This is a genomic window from Rubripirellula amarantea, assembly GCF_007859865.1.
Classification (GTDB): domain Bacteria; phylum Planctomycetota; class Planctomycetia; order Pirellulales; family Pirellulaceae; genus Rubripirellula; species Rubripirellula amarantea.
Window position 1 is genome coordinate 291,616 of record NZ_SJPI01000003.1, and the last position, 22,310, is coordinate 313,925.

At 53.3% G+C, this 22,310-nt stretch carries 14 protein-coding genes, 2 tRNA genes and 1 pseudogene; 7 read left to right on the forward strand and 10 right to left on the reverse strand.

All coding sequences use genetic code 11. The annotated features are described in order from the left end of the window. Positions 1–128: 128 nt before the first annotated feature. Complete coding sequence (locus Pla22_RS21070) at positions 129–953, forward strand: AAA family ATPase (RefSeq protein WP_165440779.1); 825 nt, start codon at positions 129–131, stop codon at positions 951–953. 965 nt (positions 954–1,918) lie between these two features. After that, a pseudogene (locus tag Pla22_RS26020) lies at positions 1,919–2,899 on the forward strand (tyrosine-type recombinase/integrase); the annotation flags it as partial. A 253-nt stretch (positions 2,900–3,152) separates the two neighbouring features. Here the strand turns inward: Pla22_RS26020 and Pla22_RS21080 are convergent. From Pla22_RS21080 to Pla22_RS21110, 7 genes are all read right to left on the reverse strand, one after another. Beyond that, positions 3,153–3,224: transfer RNA gene (locus tag Pla22_RS21080), tRNA-Gln, on the reverse strand. Positions 3,225–3,333: 109 nt separating this feature from the next. After that, the gene (locus Pla22_RS21085) at positions 3,334–4,035 is read right to left on the reverse strand and encodes a redox-sensing transcriptional repressor Rex (protein WP_146516789.1); all 702 of its coding nucleotides are present in this window, start codon (positions 4,033–4,035) and stop codon (positions 3,334–3,336) included. A gap of 275 nt (positions 4,036–4,310) precedes the next feature. After that, entirely contained in the window at positions 4,311–4,964 is a 654-nt protein-coding gene (locus Pla22_RS21090; protein ID WP_146516790.1) for a septation protein SpoVG family protein, read from the reverse strand. A 280-nt stretch (positions 4,965–5,244) separates the two neighbouring features. Continuing rightward, entirely contained in the window at positions 5,245–6,255 is a 1,011-nt protein-coding gene (gene ispE, locus Pla22_RS21095; protein ID WP_146516791.1) for a 4-(cytidine 5'-diphospho)-2-C-methyl-D-erythritol kinase, read from the reverse strand. Further along, positions 6,252–7,301: an LpxI family protein gene (locus Pla22_RS21100; RefSeq protein ID WP_242632229.1), complete on the reverse strand. Its 1,050-nt coding sequence runs from the start codon at positions 7,299–7,301 to the stop codon at positions 6,252–6,254. The genes ispE and Pla22_RS21100 overlap by 4 nt, the downstream gene beginning before the upstream one ends. A 31-nt stretch (positions 7,302–7,332) precedes the next feature. Beyond that, positions 7,333–8,400, reverse strand: a complete 1,068-nt coding sequence (lpxD, locus tag Pla22_RS21105; protein WP_146516792.1) for a UDP-3-O-(3-hydroxymyristoyl)glucosamine N-acyltransferase — start codon at positions 8,398–8,400, stop codon at positions 7,333–7,335. 157 nt (positions 8,401–8,557) lie between these two features. After that, positions 8,558–11,059: a prolipoprotein diacylglyceryl transferase gene (locus Pla22_RS21110; RefSeq protein WP_146516793.1), complete on the reverse strand. Its 2,502-nt coding sequence runs from the start codon at positions 11,057–11,059 to the stop codon at positions 8,558–8,560. 440 nt (positions 11,060–11,499) lie between these two features. Between Pla22_RS21110 and topA the strand changes: the two genes are divergently transcribed. Beyond that, positions 11,500–14,235 (forward strand): type I DNA topoisomerase, encoded by a 2,736-nt coding sequence (gene topA, locus Pla22_RS21115; RefSeq protein ID WP_146516794.1) that lies wholly within the window; start codon positions 11,500–11,502, stop codon positions 14,233–14,235. Between the two features lie 216 nt (positions 14,236–14,451). Continuing rightward, positions 14,452–14,634 carry a DUF6800 family protein gene (locus tag Pla22_RS21120; RefSeq protein WP_146516795.1) on the forward strand — a complete coding sequence of 61 codons (183 nt, stop codon included), beginning with the start codon at positions 14,452–14,454 and terminating at the stop codon, positions 14,632–14,634. Between the two features lie 9 nt (positions 14,635–14,643). On the opposite strand, the gene Pla22_RS21125 is transcribed toward Pla22_RS21120, so the two are convergent. Then, positions 14,644–15,744, reverse strand: coding sequence for a DegT/DnrJ/EryC1/StrS family aminotransferase (locus tag Pla22_RS21125; RefSeq protein ID WP_146516796.1), 1,101 nt, complete (start codon positions 15,742–15,744; stop codon positions 14,644–14,646). A 908-nt stretch (positions 15,745–16,652) separates the two neighbouring features. Here Pla22_RS21125 and rho point away from each other — a divergent pair. Then, complete coding sequence (gene rho / locus Pla22_RS21130; protein ID WP_146516797.1) at positions 16,653–18,005, forward strand: transcription termination factor Rho; 1,353 nt, start codon at positions 16,653–16,655, stop codon at positions 18,003–18,005. A 212-nt stretch (positions 18,006–18,217) separates the two neighbouring features. Continuing rightward, positions 18,218–18,300 (forward strand) — tRNA-Ser (locus tag Pla22_RS21135). Positions 18,301–18,524: 224 nt separating this feature from the next. On the opposite strand, the gene Pla22_RS21140 is transcribed toward Pla22_RS21135, so the two are convergent. Together Pla22_RS21140 and Pla22_RS21145 are read right to left on the reverse strand one after the other, a co-directional pair. Further along, positions 18,525–18,887, reverse strand: coding sequence for a response regulator (locus Pla22_RS21140; RefSeq protein ID WP_242632230.1), 363 nt, complete (start codon positions 18,885–18,887; stop codon positions 18,525–18,527). A 71-nt stretch (positions 18,888–18,958) separates the two neighbouring features. After that, positions 18,959–20,596 carry an ATP-binding protein gene (locus tag Pla22_RS21145; protein WP_146516799.1) on the reverse strand — a complete coding sequence of 546 codons (1,638 nt, stop codon included), beginning with the start codon at positions 20,594–20,596 and terminating at the stop codon, positions 18,959–18,961. Positions 20,597–20,730: 134 nt separating this feature from the next. Between Pla22_RS21145 and Pla22_RS21150 the strand changes: the two genes are divergently transcribed. Further along, entirely contained in the window at positions 20,731–22,068 is a 1,338-nt protein-coding gene (locus Pla22_RS21150) for a sigma-54-dependent transcriptional regulator (RefSeq protein WP_146516800.1), read from the forward strand. Positions 22,069–22,310 lie beyond the last annotated feature (242 nt).

Consider the following 22,310-nt stretch of genomic DNA (forward strand, 5'->3'; position numbering starts at 1 on the left):
TCGAGTATGCGGTAAAGGCAATCCCAGAAATCTACAGAACAGAAAAGATGATCGAAACCGATTTGCTTCGGCACAAGTTTGGAATACCTAGGTCAATCACGTCAGCTCAACTTGACAGAGATCAGTGCGTGAATCGTTACCTAGTTGATGGCATCTTGGCGGAATCTCAATCGGCTGTCATCGCGGGAGCACCCAAAACGATGAAGACATCAATTGCGGTAGATCTTGCGATCTCACTTGCAAACGGCACTCCCTTTCTCAGTCGATTCAAAGTCAATGAGCCTCAGCGAGTTCTTTTTCTTTCTGCTGAATCGGGCAAAGCAAGTCTCAAAGAAACGGCCAAACGGGTTGCAACTTCGAAAGGCCTCTGCTTGTCGGCAATGGAGGCAATTTACTGGAATTTCTGGGTTCCACGTGTTCGTGAGGAACAGCACCTGACCGTACTCGATCACCAGATTGATGAATCGAAGGCGAAAGTAGTGATCTTGGATCCGCTTTACTTAATGCTTGAGGGAACCCATCAAGCAAGCGTCAGTGACAACGGTCAACAGTTGCAAACGCTCTGTGGTCGTTTTCTCGCAGGCGGTGTAACTCCTGTGCTTGTTGATCACGTAAAGCGATCAAGTCTGAACTCTTCAACATTCAAGCCACTTGAGCTTCTCGACATTACCGGCGCGGGTAAGGCCGAGTACTTTCGGCAATGGATGCTGATAGGTCGGCGTGAGAAGTTCAATCCCGAAAAGCGAGTACATCGCCTGTGGCTGACGGTTGGTGGTAGCGCAGGCCACTGCGGATTGCATGAGTTGGCAATTGATGAATCACGAAGCGAGGACAACCAACGCAGTTGGCTTGTTAACTTCAAATGCGAGCCGGATTCAGTTGTTCGAAAGATGAACGAATACTCAAGAAAACTCTCCAACCCGTTTGATCATCGGAACGGAGTCGGTACGTGATCACGTCGAAAAAGAAGTCAACGACTCGGTTCGAACAGATGAATCATCTTGTCGACGAGGTGATTCAGGGTCTTTCGCCTCTCCAGGCGGCAGCACTGTTCGTTTGTTTTCGACATGCCAATATTCAGGGCGAGTTCAAACTTTCGGCGACACGCCTGGCCAATACTTTGGGAATTGGAAAACGGACTGCCCAGCGAGTTTTCGACGGCTTGCAGCGGGAAGGTGCGTTAGAAGTAATCAAGCCTCAGAAGGGCACGATACCAAGAACGTTCTGGATAACCGGCAGGCCGATTAGAGGTGACACTGCGACCGACCCTAGCGAACGCAAAATACCTTGCCGAGATTAGTTTGATTGCAGCCTAGGAGTGTCACAGATGTCGCCTAGGGGTGACTCCCAGACCGACCCATACAGAAACAAACAACTTGTTGCCGCCTATTTGAAGCAGGCGGCTCTCAAACTTTGAAAGAGACCGATGAACCAAGAACGACGTGCACAAGGAAAGATCAGTCAACCTAAGCAGTCTAAGAAACAAAAGTTGCGAGCGAGAAAACGACGCGAATTGAAACTACCGAACACTCGTGACTTTAAACTGCTTTGCTCCGACTGCCGTCAATTTGCAACGATTAAGCAACATCAGTTGATGAACCGGTTTAGGTTAAGGTGTCCAGCCTGCGGAGGACCGTTGAACAGGCCTAGCCAGGCTTGATTTTCGTTGACGGACCATCAGAGAAACCTTAGCCTGTCGTTTGTCACGGCTAGGCTTAGCGGCTGAACGGCAGTTTCCTGACCGCCCCGCCGTGGCATTCAAATTATCTTCAGGACCAATGCAGGAGTTGGAACGATGGCTTCACTACGAAAAGAGAACGACCGCGGCCGTACAGGATGGCGGCTTCAGTTTCGGTTTAATAACAAACGTCGATCGCTTTGGCTTGGCGGAATGAGCAAGCGCGCAGCCGAGACTGTGATGCGCCATGTCGATGAGTTGGTTCGATCAAGACAGGCGGCGTCGCACCCTGATCCTGCAACGTTGAAATGGGCATCCGATCTTGAAGGCAGGCTGCGCGAATCGCTTGTGCGTCTTGGGTTGGTCGATCCTCTTCGCGATCGCTCAGTAGGAGATGAGGGGCGATTGCTCGGACCGTACTGCGATGCGTACATCAAGGGGCGATCCGATTTGGCTCCTGGTACTTTGGACAACTACGGTCACGCAAGACGTTTGCTGGTTACAAAGTTCGGCGAGCGACAACCCTTGGGTTCCATCACTGCTGAGGACGCCGAGCGGTGGCGACGTTGGTTGTTGGCAAAGCCGGTTCAATACGACAAAGAAGGAAACGCCACCAAGACAATGGCCCCAGCAACCGTGTCCAAGCACATCAAGCGGGCCAAAACGATGTTTGCATCAGCGGTCAAGGACCGTTTCATTCCAGAAAATCCGTTTGCGAATGTACGAGCAGGGAGCGAATCGAACCGCGACCGTGACCACTTCATTGATAGGGCTATGACAGCGAAGGTGCTTCACGCTTGTCCCAATCCGGAATGGAGGCTGATCTTCGCTCTAGCGAGATTTGGCGGACTGCGTCGATGCGAAATCCTCGCGATCACCTGGAGAGACATCCTATGGGACGTTGAGAGACTGCGAATCGACTCACCAAAGACAGGAGTTCGCTTTTGTCCAATCTTTCCAGAGTTGATGCCGTTCCTTCGAGAAGCCTTTGACGCCGCTCCCGAGGGTTCGATTCGGTGCATTTCGTCCTATTTCACGGGAACGAACCTAGGCACCCTTCTCAATGGAATCGTTGAACGCGCCGGCTTGGAGTCCTGGCCCAAGACAATGCAGAACCTGCGGGCAACCCGGCGAACGGAACTTCAAGAAACAGTTCTGGATCACGTCGTAAACGCCTGGATGGGTCATTCTTCCAAGACGGCAGCCAAACACTACCTCCAAGTGACCGACGACCACTGGGCCGCTGGCGCGAATGAACTAACCGGCGAGCCGATCGTTTTGGAAACAAAGGGCGATGAGACCTGCGACCAAGATGACACGAGCAACCAAGATGACATCGCAAACGATTCTGGCGGTGTTCCCGGCGGTGTCATCCCTGCCGATGCAGCAACCATCAGCGACACTCACGACATGAAAAAAGCCTTAGAAACCGTTGTTTCTGAGGCTTTTAGATGTTTGCCGATTGGCGGCTTAGCTACCCCGCTAGGACTTGAACCTAGAATAACTGAACCAAAATCAGTAGTGTTGCCAATTACACCACGGGGTAAGGAGTGAGCATTGCTCACCAGCAAGACGGGATTTTAGCAGGAGATGTTCACTCCCTAAAGAGGACATTCGCTCGAAGATTCCAGTTCCTGGCGGATTTTGCTGGAATCTTATTTCGGCATCTGAACCCGGAATGCCAATCGTTGCAATTCGCTTGCCAAATCGACGTTGACTACCGCTACCTGGGGTGGAAGCTTGAGTGTTGTTGGGGCGAAATTAAGGATGCCGCTGACACTTCCCTGGACCAGCTTTGCGGCAATGCCCACGGCATGCTCGGCTGGCACGGCGACAATCGCCAATTCCGGACGGTGCTGCTGAAGTACCTGATCAAGCTCGGCGACATCAAGGATCGGGACGCCCGCAATGGTTTCACCTATCCTCTTGGGGTCGCTGTCGAAGGCCGCCGTCACTTGAAATCCTAAACGCTCGAAACCTCGGTAGCGAAGCAGGGCGTCGCCGAGCGATCCGACGCCGATTAAGACGACCTTCCATTGCACCCCGCTGCCCAAGACGGCTCCGATTCGATCGATCAGCGTTTGAACGTCATATCCGACACCCCTTCGGCCAATCGTGCCTAAGCTACTGAGGTCGCGTCGAACGACAGCAGGCGAAACATTGACCATTTTGCCGAGCGACTTTGAATTGACGCTGCCTATCTCTGACTCCAACAAACGTTGCAACTCGCGATAGTACAGACTCAGACGCCCCACGGCGGGCTGAGACAGTTCGGGTTTCGATGGCGCTCCGTCCCCCTCCGTCGCTGACTCGCCAGACGACGCTCGTTCACCGGAAAGCTCCCCAGGGTTTGTCATGCCATTATCTTAACTTGACACTCGGCTTCACGTGTGATGGGTGGATCGAACCTGTCACTGGACGACACCCGGGTTCTTTCTGCGATAGCAATCGAACGCAGTGTTGGGGGGCAACGCGAAAGTAATGCGGTACCGAGACCGCGTTCTGGTCAGAGCAATTCGAGGGCCAGAGCTAGCCAATCACCAGTGTCCTCATCGAACATCTAGCGGACCATCGTCATCACAAGGTGAGGCAGCAACATGAAGCAGCAACGTGATGCAGCAACACCGTCCGCTTAGAAAATCCCCGCCCCAAAGCTATCGCCATGATCATCGCTATCGCCCGAGCGTTTATCGTTTGATCGCTGGCCGCCCCGTGACCCACTTGTTGCAGTTGAACCTTGATCTTTCGATGGATCCAGAAAATGAGGACGCGGCGGTCCCGGCTTCTCGCCCGATGGCGATTTGGCGCTGCTAGCTGAACCCGCTGATGCGTCATCGGCTTGTGATGGTAAGTCAAGCGTATCGTCATCAACATCCACAAAGTCGTCGTCATAACGAGAGCGATAACCAGGCTGCGAGGCTCGCTGAAGTTCGGCTTGGAACTCGTTGATCACAACACTCTGGATCTCTTCGCGACACTCGCTGTTGATCGGATGAGCGACGTCGGCGTACAGCTTTTGCGGCGCGTCGTAGTTGCTATCGGAACTGCTTTTTAGCTTTGTCCCACAGTGGTTGCAGTACGTCGCTCGCAAGTGATTCTTGTGGTTACACTTCCCACAATGACCGGTCAACTTGCGGCTGGGCATCGCCACAAATGGTCCGTTGGTACCGTCGATGATCTTCAGATCTCGAACGACAAAGCTGTCATCAATCGTGATCGAGCAGAACGCTCGAAGACGATCCTCCGAGCCTTCCATCAACTTGATTCGAATCTCTGTAATCTTCACGGTGTAACCCTCCCTAACCGTCAAACCCTCGACCGCCACTGCTCGCTTGCGAGCCGAACTGACTGTGGATCTGGAACACGATATTGTTGTTATAGTTTCATTGTTGCCGTACTCTTGCCCAACGCTCGCGCGGATTTGACAAAGCGGTTCGACGTAATGTCTACAAGCGGTCACATGTGAACATGTGACCCACTAAGTTTACAGATATCCGACGGCACATTCGCCGACATCTCTCAAGATAGCGTTGCTTTGCAACACATTCTTTGAGCTAGTAAACCCTTCAATCTATCTCTGGTATCGTCTGGATGCTTACTCGTGGTGGTAATTGAGCGGCGGCAACTGTTCTGACGATCGCATTTTCTAACCATGCGTTCTCAGAAGACCGAATCGTTGACTCAAGTGCTTCCGCATCCCCTTTGGTTTGACAAAGGGCAAAACAAGCTGAACCGCTCCCCGTCAATTGACACGTTATCGCCCCATTCCGCCACATCGATTCGAGAATTTCATCAATTTGCGGAGCAAGTTTTCTGGCCGGATCACTTAGCCGATTCATCAATTGCTTTGACAACTCTTGGAAGTCAAGCGAAGTCCACGCATCAACGATCGCACCGGATGACAGTGGAATTGGCGGTACGCTGCTTTGAGCATACACCTTTGCTGTCGACAAATTGATTCCAGGAAAGACGACAACTGCATGGAAAGGAAAGCGGTTTCGCAAGAACTCTAGATCCGTTCCCGTCCCCGTTGCCTTTGCCGCAGTGGCAGAACGGTTGCTCGGCTGATCAGACGAACAGCCGAGGAAAAATGGCACGTCACTACCGATGGCTGAAGCGATCGAAACGAGAGCCTGGTGATTCTCCGGGACGTCGCACAACCGAGCTGCAGCCAACAGCGCCGACGCTGCATCGCTGCTAGCTCCGCCCATTCCCGCTCCCGCGGGCACATACTTATCAAGCGTGCACGCAAATCCGCCTTCGATGTCAAAATGATCGGCGAAAGCGTTCAAAGCTTTGCAAACCAAGTTGGAATCATCCGTTGGGATGTCCAGCAAAGGGTCGCTCGAAGAAATTCCCAACGAAGCCGCATATTCAGCTCGGGAAGGAGCCCAATCGCACTTCAACAAGACGCCTGGATCTCGGGTGCGTCGGACAGTCAAGTGATCACACCAATCAATCGCCACCATGACGGTATCGATGTCGTGGTACCCATCTTTGCGACGTGCAACCAATTCCAAAAATAGGTTTAGCTTCGCGGGCGGGTTAACGGTCGCGATACGTTGGACGTCAATCACGCAGCCTTGGGTTGCTTAAAAATGTTCGCTTGGCCATCAATCGAACCGCAGTTCGTTTCGGAGCTTGAAACTTCTGGGTTGGAACCATTGTTTGTCGACAAGCTCGCATCGTCAAATGCCACCAAAGTGATGCCAGCATCCTTCGCCGCTTGCAATGTCACTTCGCGGTCCACGATGATCGTTTTCTCGGCTTCGACTACGATCGCCTTCCCGCCCGCTTGGCGAACCATTTGGATCGTTTGGGGTCCGATCGTGGGCACATCGAACCGCATGTCTTGGTCGGGCTTACTAACCTTCACCAACGTCCAACCACCGCGTCGGCAAAGCTCTCCCGTGCGTTTGATGCACGCGTCGGTGCCTTCGATCGCTTCGACCGCTAGGACAGTGCCATCCTTGATCGTGATCGTTTGACCGATATCCATTCCACCCATCTGTTTGGCAACATGCCATCCAGTTTCGATGTCTGATTGCAGACTCGTGGAAATCTTGCCACCTGAAAGTTGGCTTCGCTTCATCAGTAACTCCGGGGCGAGATCCGTGGCTGACCGAATGGTCATTCCCATTCGATCGTATGTGTTCACAACGGCAGTGAGCAAACTGTCATCACGAGCGTCACGTCGACGCCCAAACAAGTGCGGCCCGAAAGTGCGTAAGCACGTTAAGTCGGGAAAGTGTCGTAGCCACAATGAACCACCGTACAAGACTTCCGCTTTGAAAATCTTCCCGGCCATCGTGACATCCTGCACGCCGCTGCGACGAAAGTAAGCAATGTGACCGCCAAGCTTGCCGATACCGGACCACCATACGTGATCACAAATCGATTCCAGTTCGGAACTGGCGTGACCTCGAATGGCAACGCACGCGACACGTCGACCGTCTCGTACCAAAGCTTCGGCAACCTCAACAGGAAACCGTCCCCAACCAGCGATCAATCCGACTGGTGGCAACGGATCCTGGCTAGCCCTTTGGCTCAAGATTACATGGCCTCGACGTGGCCAGTAGCCCTTCGCATCGTTGCGCATGATTTTTGATTTGCTTTGGCTCATCTGGGTTTGACTCTTTTCCATGCCAATGAGCTCACGCGGCGCGGCGATCAGCGGTATCTACTTCTTGTTGCAGATCCGTGACCTCTTTTCGCAATCGCTTCAGTTCGCGACGCATCTCGGGCAACCTTCTTTCGACTGCCATGATCTGCATCTGCTCACGCTGAGTTGTCGCGGGCGAACCGAGGTAAACATTATCGCCCTCTAGGTTATCCATGACGCCCGCTTGTGCTCCCACAATTGCTCGGTCGCCCAAGGTAACGTGGTCCTTTAATCCGACCTGTCCCGCCAGAATCACGTAGTCCCCGGTTTTGCAACTTCCGGCGATTCCAACTTGGCTGCAAATCAAATTGTGTTTTCCGATTTGACAGTTGTGAGCGATCATCACTTGATTGTCGATTTTCGTTCCTTGTCCGATTCGAGTCGAACCGTAAGTGCCACGATCAATCGTTACTGCGGCTCCGATTTCCACATCCGACTCAATTGCAACAAAACCCAATTGCGAAGTGGGAACGTGACGACCATTGTCAAAGCGATAGCCAAACCCGTTTGCTCCGATGACTGAGCCAGCGTGAATGATGACGCGATCTTCGATGCGTGTGTGTTCGTAAATGGTGACCGATGCGTGCAGCACACAATCCTCGCCAATCGTAGCCCCGGGCATTACCACCGCCCCAGGCATGATGCACGTTCGTTCGCCAATCGTGACATGTGGCCCGATGACCGCCGTTGGATGCACGAACGCGGTCGACGCGATGACGGCCGTTGCATCGACGCCCGAAGCTGGCATCGCCGTGCTTGAAAGCGGACGAAAGTGCTTGATGACGGTTGCAAACGCCTCGTGAACGTCACTCACCACGATCTGCGATCGAGCAATGTCCACTTTCTCGGGGGTGATCACGGCAGACGCGAGGCAATTCGAGATTGAATCTGCTCGCTTCGCGTGATCAATCATGGTGATTTCGCCAGCAGCGGCTTCGTCGGGAACTCCGGCCCCCAGACACACCTGACCGGGGTCACCGATCAACTGCCCACCGACAAGCGTTGCGATTTCACCCAAGGTAATAGAGGTACCCTGAATTGCGATTTCGCTTGTCGACATAGTTCATTCCCGAAAGAGACTTAGTTGCCCGAGTGAGGGCAGGCACCGTTGGACTAACGGACCTTCAAGTTGTCTCTATACCGGGTCACCAAAACCAGTCGCAAGGTCAGCTTTGCAGAACCGTTCCGCTTGGGCTGAGCCTTCGTGTTTTCGCTGCCTATTCGTCGATAAATTCTTCGAATCCGGCTTGCTCATCAATCGAATCGTAATACCCACGAATGATTTCGTTGGTGTCGCCGGCCACCATTCGCGACATGATTCGATTGATCGGCTGCTTGAACTGAGCTTGCAGTTCTTCGGTGCTAGGTTCGAACTTCGTGGGTTGGACGACATACACCACACGTTCGGGCTGGTTAGTCGCTACACCAAGCTTGCCCAAGTCCGTTGTGAATGTTGCACGCATGAAATCGTTGCCGACCGAATCGAGTTCGGGAACGTTACCAATCGTGACTTGCCCAATCCCGATCATGTTGAGCCACGAAAAGGGTCCGAGGTCCTGATAAAAGTTGTCTTTTTTATCTTCCGGAACAAGATCGGCAAGCGAAGTTCCCTCGGCAGCTTTAGCCGCTAATTCTTCGGCGGCCGCTTTGGCTAGCTCGCGAGCTTCTTCGGTTCGGATCGCATCGACAACTTCGTCGCGAACTTCGTCAAGGGTCGGTGTGTAGGCTTCCGTTTCAGAGGTCTTCCACGAGACATAAATCTTGCCTCGCTCGTCGTCGGCGGTACGAACACTCGAGAACAACGGTTGAGGAGCCAATTGATTTTGCCCATTGTCAAAGCCAAACATCATGATCGCGAACGAGGGACCGCGGCGACCAAACTGAGTACCGACTTCGAACGACTCGGCAATTGGTTCATCGGTAATTGTGCTTTGGCTGTAAGGTCCAATCACTTCGTAATTCATGTTCAATTCGGCAGCCAAGGCTTTCAAATCGGGCCGAACAGGTTCTTCGCCAGCTTGGCCAATCGAAACATTGCTTTGATGAATCGCTTGGCGTCGGAAGTAATTCTTCATTTCCTTCGAGACCTTCGTGACCGCTTCGTCCATGGCTTGACGAGCCGCAGGGCCGGCTAGGTCTTCAGCGATCTTTTCGCGAACCTCTTCTAGAGACTGAATCTTTGATTCTTCAGCGTTTTCTTCCTCGGCGGGAGCCTCTTCGTTTTCAGTAGGGGCCGCCTCTGGTTCGGTTTCTTCCATCGGCTCATCGGGCTTTGGCTCGTCGTCGGCCTTAGGCTCATCTTCAGGCGCGGCTTCTGCGTCAGCTTCTTGCTCCGAAGGTGTTTCCTGCTTCATTTCTTCCGCTGGTGCTTCTTCCTTAGCAGTATCATTACTGGCAGCATCAGTTTCTTCGTCGGCAACAGGTTCGTCACCAGAAGTTTCGCCAGCCGGTGCGTCGTCGTCTTGGAACATGACCAATCGAATGGCGCTGTTGGAGTTCGACCGCGACTGATCGTCACCCGCAGGCTCGGTACTTTCAGTCGTAGGCTCGGTGCTTTCTGCCGCTGGCTCGGTGTTTTCCGCCGCTGGCTCAGTACTTTCTGCCGCTGGCTCGGTGCTTTCCGCTGATGGAGTTTCAGCCTTGGGCTCAGCGTCCGTTTTGACTTCCCCGTTGTCGGGCTCGGTCACTTCGACCTCGGTCATTTCGGCTTCTTCGTCCGCTTCGTTTTCATCTGCTTCTAGGCTTAGTTCGCCATCATCCGAGGCAGGATCGTCGGGAAGCTTAAAGTCGCCTCCCTTTAGTCGTCGCTCGTATTCAGCCTTGATTTCTTCTTCGGTGACGTTGGCAATCGCAGCAGTCAAGAACTCTTGATAGTCCCCAACCACGTATTCGAAGGCCGCTTCGTATTGGCGATGAAACGCTGGTTCAGGTGACTGTTCATTTGGATCACGATTCTTGCCTTCTTCATACACCTCACGAATACGAGTTTCGCTAGGTGAGGCGTTGGTCTTTTCGATGTAATCGTTGACCAGGATACCGTAAGCGTCGGCAGTAGCGTTTTGGTTCATCTTCAAGAAATTTCGCCACTGCTCGTCCGGAGTCAGCAATGCTCCCGTGCTGCTAACCAGTGCGACATTTCCACGGCGAAGGTACACGTCGGCGAGCAAGTGATTGCGAAGCTGCTCGTAAAGGTGAGGCCGTCCCATCTCGTTGCGGGTCGACTGCATCAGTTTGCTGGTGATTTCACCATCACTGAACATTCCATCGGTGAATCGTTCCAGCCAACGACTCAGCGAGCTATCGTCCAATGCAAACCCTTCTTTGCTGGCTTGGCTGGCAAACATGAACGTTCGCACGGTGCCTTCGGTGCTTGGATTTTCGTTAATGCCAAGCGACTGGATTTGCTTTTGCTGTGCGTTGTATTGAAAGCCAGCGGTCCGCGGAACTCCGCCCTTGGCGATTGTTTCCTCGGCGAGGTCGTTCAAGAAACGAACGGTTGATTGATGATTACGAGTGAAATAGTCCACGCGACTTCGCGTTAATTCCGCACCGTTGAACTTTGCCACGACGGAATTGCCACCTCCGCCCATTCCGCCACTCTGCTGCAGATAAGTCTGAACAACGGGCAAAACAACAAAGGACAATAGCGCCAGCAACGTCAGGAACACCATCAAAGGCTTCAAGTTACGGCGAAAGATCTCGAAGGGACTGGTGTTCATACTACGACGCTAGCAGAGGCATAAAAGGACATGGGAACAGAGCGATGGCGCAGAAAATCAGCCAAAGAGCACTCCTGGTCAAGCCGAAAGCGTATCGCCGGTGGTTTTGAAGGGTCAAGCCGAGTTACCGAATGTTTCTTGGTCGGCAATCTCGCATCCCTGGCGGGAACACTTCCCACTCTGCCTACTATGCCCCCTTGACGCGTCACCCCGGTTTGAGTCCACCATGGAGGAAGACTGGTTGGGGCTTGCAGTTCTCCGGCGACCGAGGTTTCCTCGATTGAGTTTCCCCGGTGACCTGCGATGCTTCGGTGACCTGCGATGCTTCGGCGATCCACGATGCTTCGGCAGTCCGTGTGTTCGTCACTCCGCCGCCCCCCAATCGTCTCTGTTAAAATCCTTCCTAAATCACTTCTCAGTGCATCGTAAAGTTAGATTGAATGGCCAAAAGCAAAGGTAAGAGCTTGGTGATTGTCGAATCACCAGCCAAAGCTCGAACGATCGCCAAGTACCTCGGTACCGGCTACCAAGTCGAAGCCAGTATTGGGCACGTCCGCGACCTGCCAGCCGGAAAAAAAGATGTTCCCGAGAAGTACAAGGCTGAGCCTTGGGCGTACCTGGGTGTCAACACAGACGACAATTTCGAACCGCTATACATCGTTCCGGATGAGAAAAAGAAGCAGGTCAAAAAGCTCAAAGATGCCCTGAAAGACGCCGACGAACTTTATCTGGCGACGGACGAAGACCGCGAAGGAGAAGCGATCTCGTGGCATCTGCAGGAACTGCTCAAGCCGAAGGTCCCGGTCCATCGGTTAGTTTTCCACGAAATCACGAAGACCGCGATCGAAAATGCGTTGAAATCAACGCGTCGTATCGACGATAGCCTCGTCAGGGCCCAGGAAACGCGACGCATCTTGGACCGGCTCTACGGGTTCGACATGTCGAATCTGCTGTGGCGAAAAATCGGCAAGGGCACCAGTGCGGGACGAGTCCAAAGCGTTGCCGTTCGATTGATCGTCGATCGTGAGCGAGAGCGCATCGCGTTCGTGGATTCGACGTACTGGGACCTCGAAGCTGTTTTCGCAACGGGCAAAAAAGAAAATTTCTCGGCAACCCTGTCTTCGGTTGAAGGACGTCGGATTCCCCGAGGCAGCGACTTTGATTCGTCGACCGGAAAGCTCAAAAACACCGATTTGCTGCAACTCGGTGAATCGGAAGCCAATGAGCTTGCAACTAAGCTACGCACCGCTGAATTTCGCGTCACCAAAGTTGAGGTCAAACCTTTCTCGCAGAAGCCTCTGCCGCCGTTTACGACCAGTACGATGCAGCAGGAAGCCAACCGCAAACTCGGTTTCACCGCCAAACGCACCATGAGTGCCGCGCAACGGTTGTACGAAAACGGTTATATCACCTACATGCGGACCGACTCGACGACGCTTAGCACCGAAGCGATCGGCGCTGCTCGCGACCTAGTTCGTAGCGAATACGGCGAAAACTTCCTGCACCCAAGCGTGCGAACGTACGCTGGAAAGGTCAAGAACGCTCAAGAGGCTCACGAGGCTGTTCGTCCCGCCGGAACTCCCTTTAAGGTTCCTGACACAGTTCGCGGCGAACTGGATTCGGATCAATTTCGCTTGTTCGATTTGATCTGGAAACGAACGGTAGCCTGTCAAATGGCAGACGCTCGCAAACAACGCATGAGCGTCACGATCGAGGGTGGCGGTGCCACGTTTACCGCAAGTGGAACGTCAATCTTGTTTGAAGGTTTCTTGCGAGCCTACGTCGAAGGCAGTGATAACCCAGAACTAGAACTGGCCAATAAAGAATCGATCCTGCCAGCGGTCGAAGAATCGGAAAAACTAGATGCGGACAACATCGAACCCAAGAGCCACACCACGCAACCGCCCGCTCGATACACCGAAGCTTCCCTGACGCGAACGCTCGAAGAACGCGGTATCGGACGCCCCAGTACGTACGCGTCGATCATTGGCACGATCACTGACGAACGACGCAATTACATTTTCAAAAAGGGATCCGCACTGGTTCCCACATGGCGTGCTTTTAGCGTCACGCGGCTGATGGAACAGCACTTCGGAACCCTGGTCGACTACGAGTTCACCGCCCAACTCGAAGACTTTCTCGATTCGATCAGTCGCGACGAAGCGGCGAGCCAAGAGTATTTGCGAAAGTTTTATTTCGGCGATGATTCCGATGACAAACACAATGTCGGACTGAAAGAACGACTAGTCGCAAAGCTTGAAGAAATCGATCCTAAGCAATCCGCCATGTTCTCGCTGGGCATTCCGGAATCGGGTGAGCACCGCGAAGAAGTTTACGTTCGAGTTGGAAAATTTGGACCGTACTTGGAACAGGGCGAACGGACCGCATCGATTCCCGACGGCATGCCTCCGGATGAAATGGATCTAGCTCGCGGACTTGAACTGCTTGAGGCTGGTCAAGTCGAAGAGGAGCCGATCGGCATCCACCCCGAAACCGGGAAGCCGATTTATGTGAAGGTTGGTCGTTTTGGCCCCTACATTCAACTGGGCGATCCGGACGATGAAGAGAAACGCAATCAAGGCCTGCTTAAGGATATGACCGTCGAGGACCTGACGCTCGAAATGGCGTGCAAGTTATTGACGTTACCAAGAACGCTCGGTGATAACCCCGAAAACGGTCAACCGATTCAAGCGTTCGATGGACGGTACGGACCTTACATCAAATGCGAAAAGGACACTCGATCATTGCCCGCCGGTGTGTCGCCATTGGAGGTGACTCTCGAAGAGGCGATTACCTTACTTAAGCAACCCAAGACTCGAGGCCGAGGCACACCCAAAGAACCGCTGCGTGTTTATGAAAAACCTTCGCCGATCACCGAAGGCGAAGTCAAAATTCTCGATGGCCGATTTGGTCCTTACGTCACTGATGGCGAAACCAATGCGTCGCTTCGAAAAGGGATGGAACCCAAAGAAATGACGTTCGAAGCCGCGTTAGACCTGTTGGCCGAACGTGCGGCCAAGGGTCCTACCAAGAAGAAGAAAAAGAAGGCAACCAAGAAGAAAGCCACCAAGAAAAAGGCGACGAAAAAAACGGCCACGAAGAAGAAAGCTGCCAAGAAGAAGGCTGCTAAGAAGGCAACGACCAAGAAAAAAGGCGTCGCCAAGAAAAAGTCCTAACTCGATTGTGTTCCCCGCGAGACCTTCCTAAATCGCAGGTGTCACGTAGGACCCAAGCGGGTCCTACCTGCACCAAAGATTCAAGCAAAGGCCTAAGCAAGCTTGTCGAAAGAGGCCAAAATCGTGTCTCTGGACGCCTACGCCGCCCGTAGGTACACTTTCGCCACGATCTTTCTATTTAGAACCACTCAAACCACTCCAACTGACCGAAAACGAATGCCTTCAGGAATCGAACGCCGTCGCGAAATTCGCCGCCGCCGCACCCGCCGCAAGAACGTTGCCAAAGTACTCGCCCGAGCAAAGGCAGGAACGATGGAAAAAGCGGAAGCCGTCCGCAAGCTTCGCCTGATGACTCCCGGCGCCGACATCATCATCGAACGCGAAAAACTGGCTACCTAGAACTGCGTTCTAGCTTTCCATGCATTCATGGTAGATGTGCATCAGCACATCGACATACTGCGAACGCACTTCTGGTTCGCAAAGCAGCAACCGCTGGTCGATCAGAAACAACCTATCGCCCAGCATTGCTGAAAACTTCAGTTCGACCGGCTTGCGACATCTTCGCTCACTCGCTCGATGCAGGGATCGAAAACCCGCTCCGAGCAGAAATCCGTGCTGGTCTGCCAAGGTGACAATGCGAGCACGCTGTTGAGCCGATGCAGCCAAGACCGCGAGTTTGTAGTAGGCAGAATCGGCCCCCAAAGGCGAGGGTAACCATTGCCAACTCGGCGTCCGGTCACGTAGTTCGCTTACCAAATAACTCGCGCAATCGTTGCGAATCGCGTGCATTTCTTGCAACCGGTCCAATTGCGGCTCAATCACCGCGCACTGCAACGGGCTCATCGGAAACGTCTCGCTCGGCCGATCCAGGATGCTGGCCAACTTCGCGGCGTGGCGTGCACTCCTGGCCACAATCGCACCGCCGGCACCCGCGGTTATAACTTTGCTTCCGCCGAAACTGAACGTTGCAAAGTCTCCAAAACTACCAGCTCTTGCGCCGGCAATCTTCATTCCCTTCACTTGGCAAGCGTCTTCGATCAACACCCAGTTTCGTTCGCGGCATAATTTGCCAATCCGCGAAACATCAAATGCATGTCCGAAGAGATGAGACGCAATGACGGCTTTCACTCGGTCGCCGGCGGCTGCAGCCACCGAGTCGATGTTCATGCAGGGATCGTCTGGATTGACGTCAACCAACACGGGTTTGGCACCCACCATTTCGATGCACCGCACGTTGCCGGGATAGTCGAAGGCGGCAACCACAACCTCGTCACCTGGGCCCACACCAGCGGCACGCAAAGAGCACTCGATTGCCGCTGTGCCGCTGCAGCACAATCGAAGGTGATCCGACGACACGTCCACCAATTTCGCCAAGCGAGACGTCAAGCGAGCCTGCGTTTCGCTGCGATACTGCCCCCATCGGCCACTCTTCAAACAACGATCTGTTGCATCAAAAATTTCCGTCCATTGGGGCGGCCACGTCGGAACGGCAAACTTCGGGAAACTCATAGCTAGAGCTTAATTGCAGGGAAATACACAGCAGAAATTCGTTTGCGAGGCCCCGAACACCCCCTCGCCACTGGGCTTGACACGATTGGGTACCAGTCTATATTGGGACCATAGTCATGACGGTAACGCCTTCGCGGCGGATACGCTGACACGGAACTCTACCCGGACGAATGATCCCGTCCCTCTCAAGTGGTGACCACGCTTCCAGCGATCACCCTGGTTCATTGAAGACTTTGGATTCCGCCTTCACGAAAGGGCACGATCAAGGTTTGACTCTGAACAAATGTGAGAAAGCGATCAACCCCATTCATGTTGACTTGTTATCCCGGCAACTTCGTTTGTTTGCCCCTTATGGATGCGTCAACTACCCAACGGATGCCTTAATCATCGGTGATTTGGTAAGCGTGTTGTTGGCTTGGTGTTTTCAACTCCATTCCAACACTTTCCATTCATCAAGCCATCAAGGAATTGGCTGCTTGCTTGAGACATTTGCACGAGAGAATGAAATTGCCTGCTCTTGAAGCTGTCCCCTCATTTCAATCCCTTGACCAGACATGGCTATCGCGTCGGTGTTTAGCTGTTTGTGGGCTACATCAAGGCACTTTTAAGTCTGCGAAGTGAAACGGAACTGACACCCATCGCGTTGTCCCCATCTCGACATCATTCAACTTTGCCAGCGGGGCTTTCCCGCCCTCAAAACTGAACGCGGCTCATCAGCATCGTCCCCTCAGCCGCGACAACTTCTTTCCCAATCTCACTCCTTTCGTAACAGTCGTCAGCAACAGAAACCTCCGCATTTCAACGCTGTCAGATTTCTCTTTCCAACTCCCCCTGCGGTATTTCTTCAACACGATGAGCAGTCGCTTGGCTTAGGCCATGGCTTCACTCGTTTACGTTCTGGATGACAAATGGCGAAAAAGAAACGCTCAAACCGAGGTCGCGGTCCTGATTCTTCTCAGGGCTCTGGCGGCTCTTCTGGTAACAACAACGGTAAACCACGCACCCGACGTCGACGCCGCGGAGGCGGCGGAGGAGGCGGAGGCGGACAAGGCGGTGGCCTAAACGGTGCTAGTGCCGGTTCCGGTGGCGGTGGAGTCGACCGCGAACCAGAGGTCAACAACGATGCCCCGCTTATCGAAGGCGAAGGCATCTTGGAATTGCATCCCAACGGATACGGTTTCCTTCGCGGCACGGCCAACAATTACGCTCGTGAACGCAGCGATCCATTTGTCCCCGGCACAATGATCGAACGCTTTGGACTTCGCCAAGGTGTCTACCTGAAGACGATGGTTCAGGACGCTCGCCGCCAACAAGGCCCTCGCGTGCGTGAAATTCTGGACGTCGATGGCATGTCGCCCGAGGCCTATCCGGACGTGAAGTCATTCGACACTCTCACACCGATCAACCCAGAAGAATTCTTGCGGTTAGAAGTCGGGAAGAAACCAATCACGAATCGTGTGATTGACCTGCTTACCCCGATGGGCAAAGGCCAACGTGCCCTGATCGTTGCTCCACCTCGCAGTGGTAAGACGATCATGATGCAAGACATCGCCGCCGGCATCGCCGAGAACCATCCGGAAGTCAAGTTGATGGTGCTTCTTATCGACGAACGTCCGGAAGAAGTCACCGACATGAAGCGAAACATTCGCAATGGTGAAGTGATCGCGAGCAGCCTGGACATGGACGTGGAAAGTCACGTTCGCTTGAGTCAGTTGGTTATCGACCGGGCCAAGCGTTTATCAGAAATGGGTCAGGACGTTTTCTTGATGCTCGATTCAATCACACGTCTCGCTCGTGCGTTCAATAAATGGGTAGGCAAGTCCGGCCGAGGACGTGCAACTGGCACCGGCGGATTAGACGTCAGCGCGATGGACATTCCCAAGAAGCTGTTCGCGACTGCTCGTGCGTTCCAGGAGGGCGGGTCGCTCACTGTGGTGGGCACCGCGCTGGTTGACACTAACAGCCGAATGGATGAAGCGATTTTCCAAGAGTTCAAAGGAACGGGTAATCTAGAAATCGTACTCGACCGGCGGCTTGCCGATCGTCGCGTGTGGCCTTCGATCGACATCTCGCAAAGTGGTACTCGCCGCGAAGAATTGTTGCTTGACGAGGAAACCTACGAAGCTGTCACGATGCTGCGAAGAACACTTTCGAGCATGCATCCTTGCGACGCGATGGAACAGCTCAGTAAGCAACTCGGTCGCTTCGAAAGCAATGCTGAATTCATTAAGCTAATTAGCGGTGCTAGCGCATCGTTCTAGTTGATCGTGAAAATTCCCAAAGTCACACTCGCAAGAGTGTGATCTTGGACAGCGTTTTGTCACCGAATTTTGATACCGAGCCACGCCCACGGCAGGCCCGATTTCTATGGCAAAGAAGTTTGACTGAAATTCCCGCACCTCGTCTTGTCAGCGAACCCGGAAGCCTTCAAACTGCGTCTAGAAAAATGCTTCCCGCTATTAGCAATCCACCCGGAGGATAAGCGAATTGGTGAGCGGCCTCACTGGAACTGAGGTACCCCGCAAGGGGCTGCGAGTTCGAGTCTCGTGTCCTCCGCTGTGTCAAAAATCCCCTTCGAAACCATGTGTTTTGAAGGGGATTTTTTTGCGCCTTCGATGCAGCGATGGATCCACCAGTTGCAAAGCAACTCGCTCTCGCAATTGCTGAGAAGAATCCTTTGCGGTGGATTTTGTGGTGGAGCAATACCGGACAACTCGTTTTCGATGCGCCCATATCCGCGCACCTCGACTACCGCCGAGTTTCGCCTGACGTAACCGTTTCTATCTGCCAGGACATGCTCGCGAGATAGCGGCTTGCAATTCTGGCCCACTGATAGGCTTTAATAGAAAATCCGTGACGAAGCCCAATTCTTGTTCATTTGGCCGTTCGTGGGCCGATACCACGATGACGGGAATCATCTGGCTCTGAGCAATTCGTTTTGCCGCCTCGAGCCCGGACAACTTAGGCATCTGAACGTCGGTGATTACCAGATCGGGTTGCGATGAAAGACACACAACGACAAGTTCCAGACCATCGGCTGCCTCGCCGACTACATCGCAGTTCAGTTTGCAAAGCAAACGCCGAAATCCGTGCCGTATGTCTGCTTCATCGTCAGCGATTACGATTCTTAGGCGGTTCGTCATGATCGAGTGTCGAGCATTTACTCAACGCGTTCCTACTTATCGCTCGATGTAAACCAGCTTCGCTTGCTGTGTTACGCTCGCGGCATTTTGATTACGAATTCAGCACCATCATTAGAATCGCTTCCAATTTCAATCGTGCCATGGTGAGCTAACAGGAACCTCTTCGCAATTGCCATGCCCAAACCGGTTCCCTTGGCCTTACTCGTATGAAACGCCTCGAAAACGTAGGGACGCATTTCCGGCGGCAGGCCCGGACCATTGTCGCGAATTGAAATTTGCAAACCGGGCACCCCGTCGATATCGATTTCCTGGCAGGTCACTGTGATACGGACCGGATCACTACACGCGGCAAGAGAATTTTCGAAGAGGTTTCGAAACACTTGCTCGAGACGGAACGCGTCGCAGCGACAATCTAAGTTCACGTTCGCGACTTGTTCAATGAGTTGAGCATCGCGTTCACCTCGCGAGACTTTCAGATTCGTCCAGGCCTGTCGCCACACTTCAGCAAAGTTGCCGTTTGCCGCGATCAATTGAATGGGGCCAGCGAAATTACGAAGCTCGTCGTGTAGTCGTTCCAGGTCTGCCTTCGCGCGACTGATCCGGTCGAGGTCCTGCCTAGCTTCACTTCCCGGTTCAATGTCGTACTGAAGGACTTCGACGCTGACTTGAATTCGCTGCAGCGCGTTTCGGCTTTCATGAGCGATAGCCGAAACCATTTGCCCCATCGCGGCAAGTCGTTCGGCCTGCACAAGCTTGTCCTGACTGGCCGCAAGTTTGGCCTCTGCAAGTTTGCGGTCAGTGATATCGCGAATCATGCCAATGAAGCCCAGTGGCGAACCGTGCTCGTCTCGGATCGTGCCGCCAACAATTTCACCAGGAAAAGTATCTCCCGACTTCTTACGCCACTCAATTTCAATCACCTCAAGATCCTCGGCCGCTTGCGTGACGTCGGTATTGAATCGCTCTCTGGCAAGTCGCTTATGATCCTCGGCATTTGCGTAAAGGAACGCGGTATCTTTTCCTAATACCTCATGGGGCTCGTATCCGAACATCTTCGACGCGCTACGGCTAAAGTGTGTGATCTTGCGTTCGAGACTACTCGATAAAAGGGCATCGGGGACTCCGTTGACAATCGTCTTTAGCAACGCACGCTCGCGTTCGACCTCATGCTGATACCGCACGCGTCCAATCGCCAACGCTGCGAGGTTTGCACAACTCGATACGAAGTCCAACTCGTTCTGCGTTGGTGCTCGAGGACTCTTGTAATACATTGCGAAGGTCCCCAACACTTCGCCGGTCGAAGCAATGATCGGCTCCGACCAACAAGCACGAAGTGACGCTCTCAATGCGACTTCACGACCGCCGTCCCAAAGTGGGTCCGAACTGATATCTTCCACCACGACCCGTTTGCGCGTGAACGCGGCAGTCCCGCAAGAACCAACGTTTGGCCCCGGAATCGTCCCATCGATCGCGTCGCAATAGAAAGCAGGTAGTCGGCGAGAAGCCCCGCTACGAAGACGCCCCGATTCCATATCGACCAAAAGCACCGAAGCAATCATCTCGGGTCGAGATTCTTCAGCGACGTCAATCAACGTATGCAACACTTCGTCTAGCGAGGCTCCTTCGGCCAGTCGCTTCAGCACGAGCGTTTGACCACGTAGATCTGTTTCGAGCAGATCATGTTGACGAAGATTTTCGGGACGATTCATGGCGGTACAGCGTTACGTGAGTTCGCTTTGATACTGAAATGACACTGAAATTAGCAAGCTCGCAAGCGGGTTCGCGACTAGATCATATCGCTTCGATGCCTTCCGGCTCATCGCCAAACGACTAAGATGAGGCAATGATAAAGGAAACATTTGAAATTCTATTCGTTGACGATGATTCCGATTTCGCCGCTGGATGCGTTCGCTGGTTTCAAAAGAATGGCCATCAGGTTACCTACACATCCAGTGGCCAGGACGGCATCAGCCAATGTGAACGACGTGATTTCGACATTGCCGTGCTCGATTGGAACCTTCCGGGCCTCAGCGGGCTTGAACTCGTCCAGCGGATGCGGGACATCAACCCGGAAACGGAGATCATCGTCCTCACCGGCGCTGGGACGATTGAAAACGCCGTTGAGTCGATGCGGCGAGGGGTATTTGACTTTCTTTCGAAACCGTTCCCGATGCTTGAGCTGGAACGTCGCTGCTTGGGAGCACTCGAACGAAGAAAACTTCGCAAAGAAAACACGCAGCTACGCGAAGTCATTGGTCGCACCAAACGACCGCCAGCGAAGATGTTGGGCGAATGCGAGCCGATGCAGAAGGTATTGCGGCTGATCGATCGTGTCGCTCCGACAGACAATCCCGTCTTGATCGAGGGTGAAAGTGGCACGGGCAAGGAACTCGTCGCCCAAGCGATCCATCAAGCTAGCTCTCGTGCCAATCGCCCAATGGTGACAGTGAACTGCGCCGCGTTGCCGGAACAACTCGTCGAAAGTGAACTATTCGGACACGAGAAAGGCTCCTTCACCGGTGCAACATCGGCGAAATCGGGACTCTTTGAAGTGGCTGATCACAGCTCCCTATTCATTGACGAAATTGGAGAGCTGCCGCTCGCGTTACAACCTAAGCTGCTTCGCGTATTGGAAGACGGTTCGATGCGTCGAGTCGGCTCTGAAAAAGAACGCCGAGTCGATGTAAGAATCGTCGCAGCGACAAATCGAAACCTCAAACAAGAAGTCGAAGAAGGTCGATTCCGAGAAGACCTGTACTACCGAATCAATGTCCTGACTCTTGATTTGCCTCCGCTACGTGAGCGTTCGGGGGACGTCAGCCTTCTGCTGGACCATTTTCTCGGTGAAGGATACGAGCTGGATGAAGACGCTCGATCAGCACTCGAATCGCATAACTGGCCAGGCAACATACGTCAGTTGATCAACACGATCAAACGAGCCCAAGTCCTTTCTGATTCCCTGATCACGATCGAAGAATTGCCAGACGAGTTTGAGCCTTTGCCAAACAACTTTGATGCGGAAGTGCCTGAGTCGGAAGGAACGCTAATGACGTTGCAACGGCAGCACATTGCTGAAGTTCTAGAAAAAGCAAACGGCAACAAATCTGCAGCGGCACGCATCCTTGGCGTCGAGCGCCGCAAGCTTTACCGAATGATGAAACAACACGGCATTGATTCCTAGATACCGATTGCTCATGGGATGTTCCTGTGCGTGTTTATGGCTCAATGGCCGACCTGGAGATGAACGATGTCAGCATGTTGACAAACGTGCCTATCTGTTGCGCCGATGTGGGCAAATCGCCCTCTGTGATGCCAGACACTCCGTGACTCGATCCAGATGATCCGAAAAAACCTTCTTGTCGTGGTTCTGACGCGACATCGGCATGTCTATTGCATTGCAAACTAGGTGCTCCAGCGGGCTTT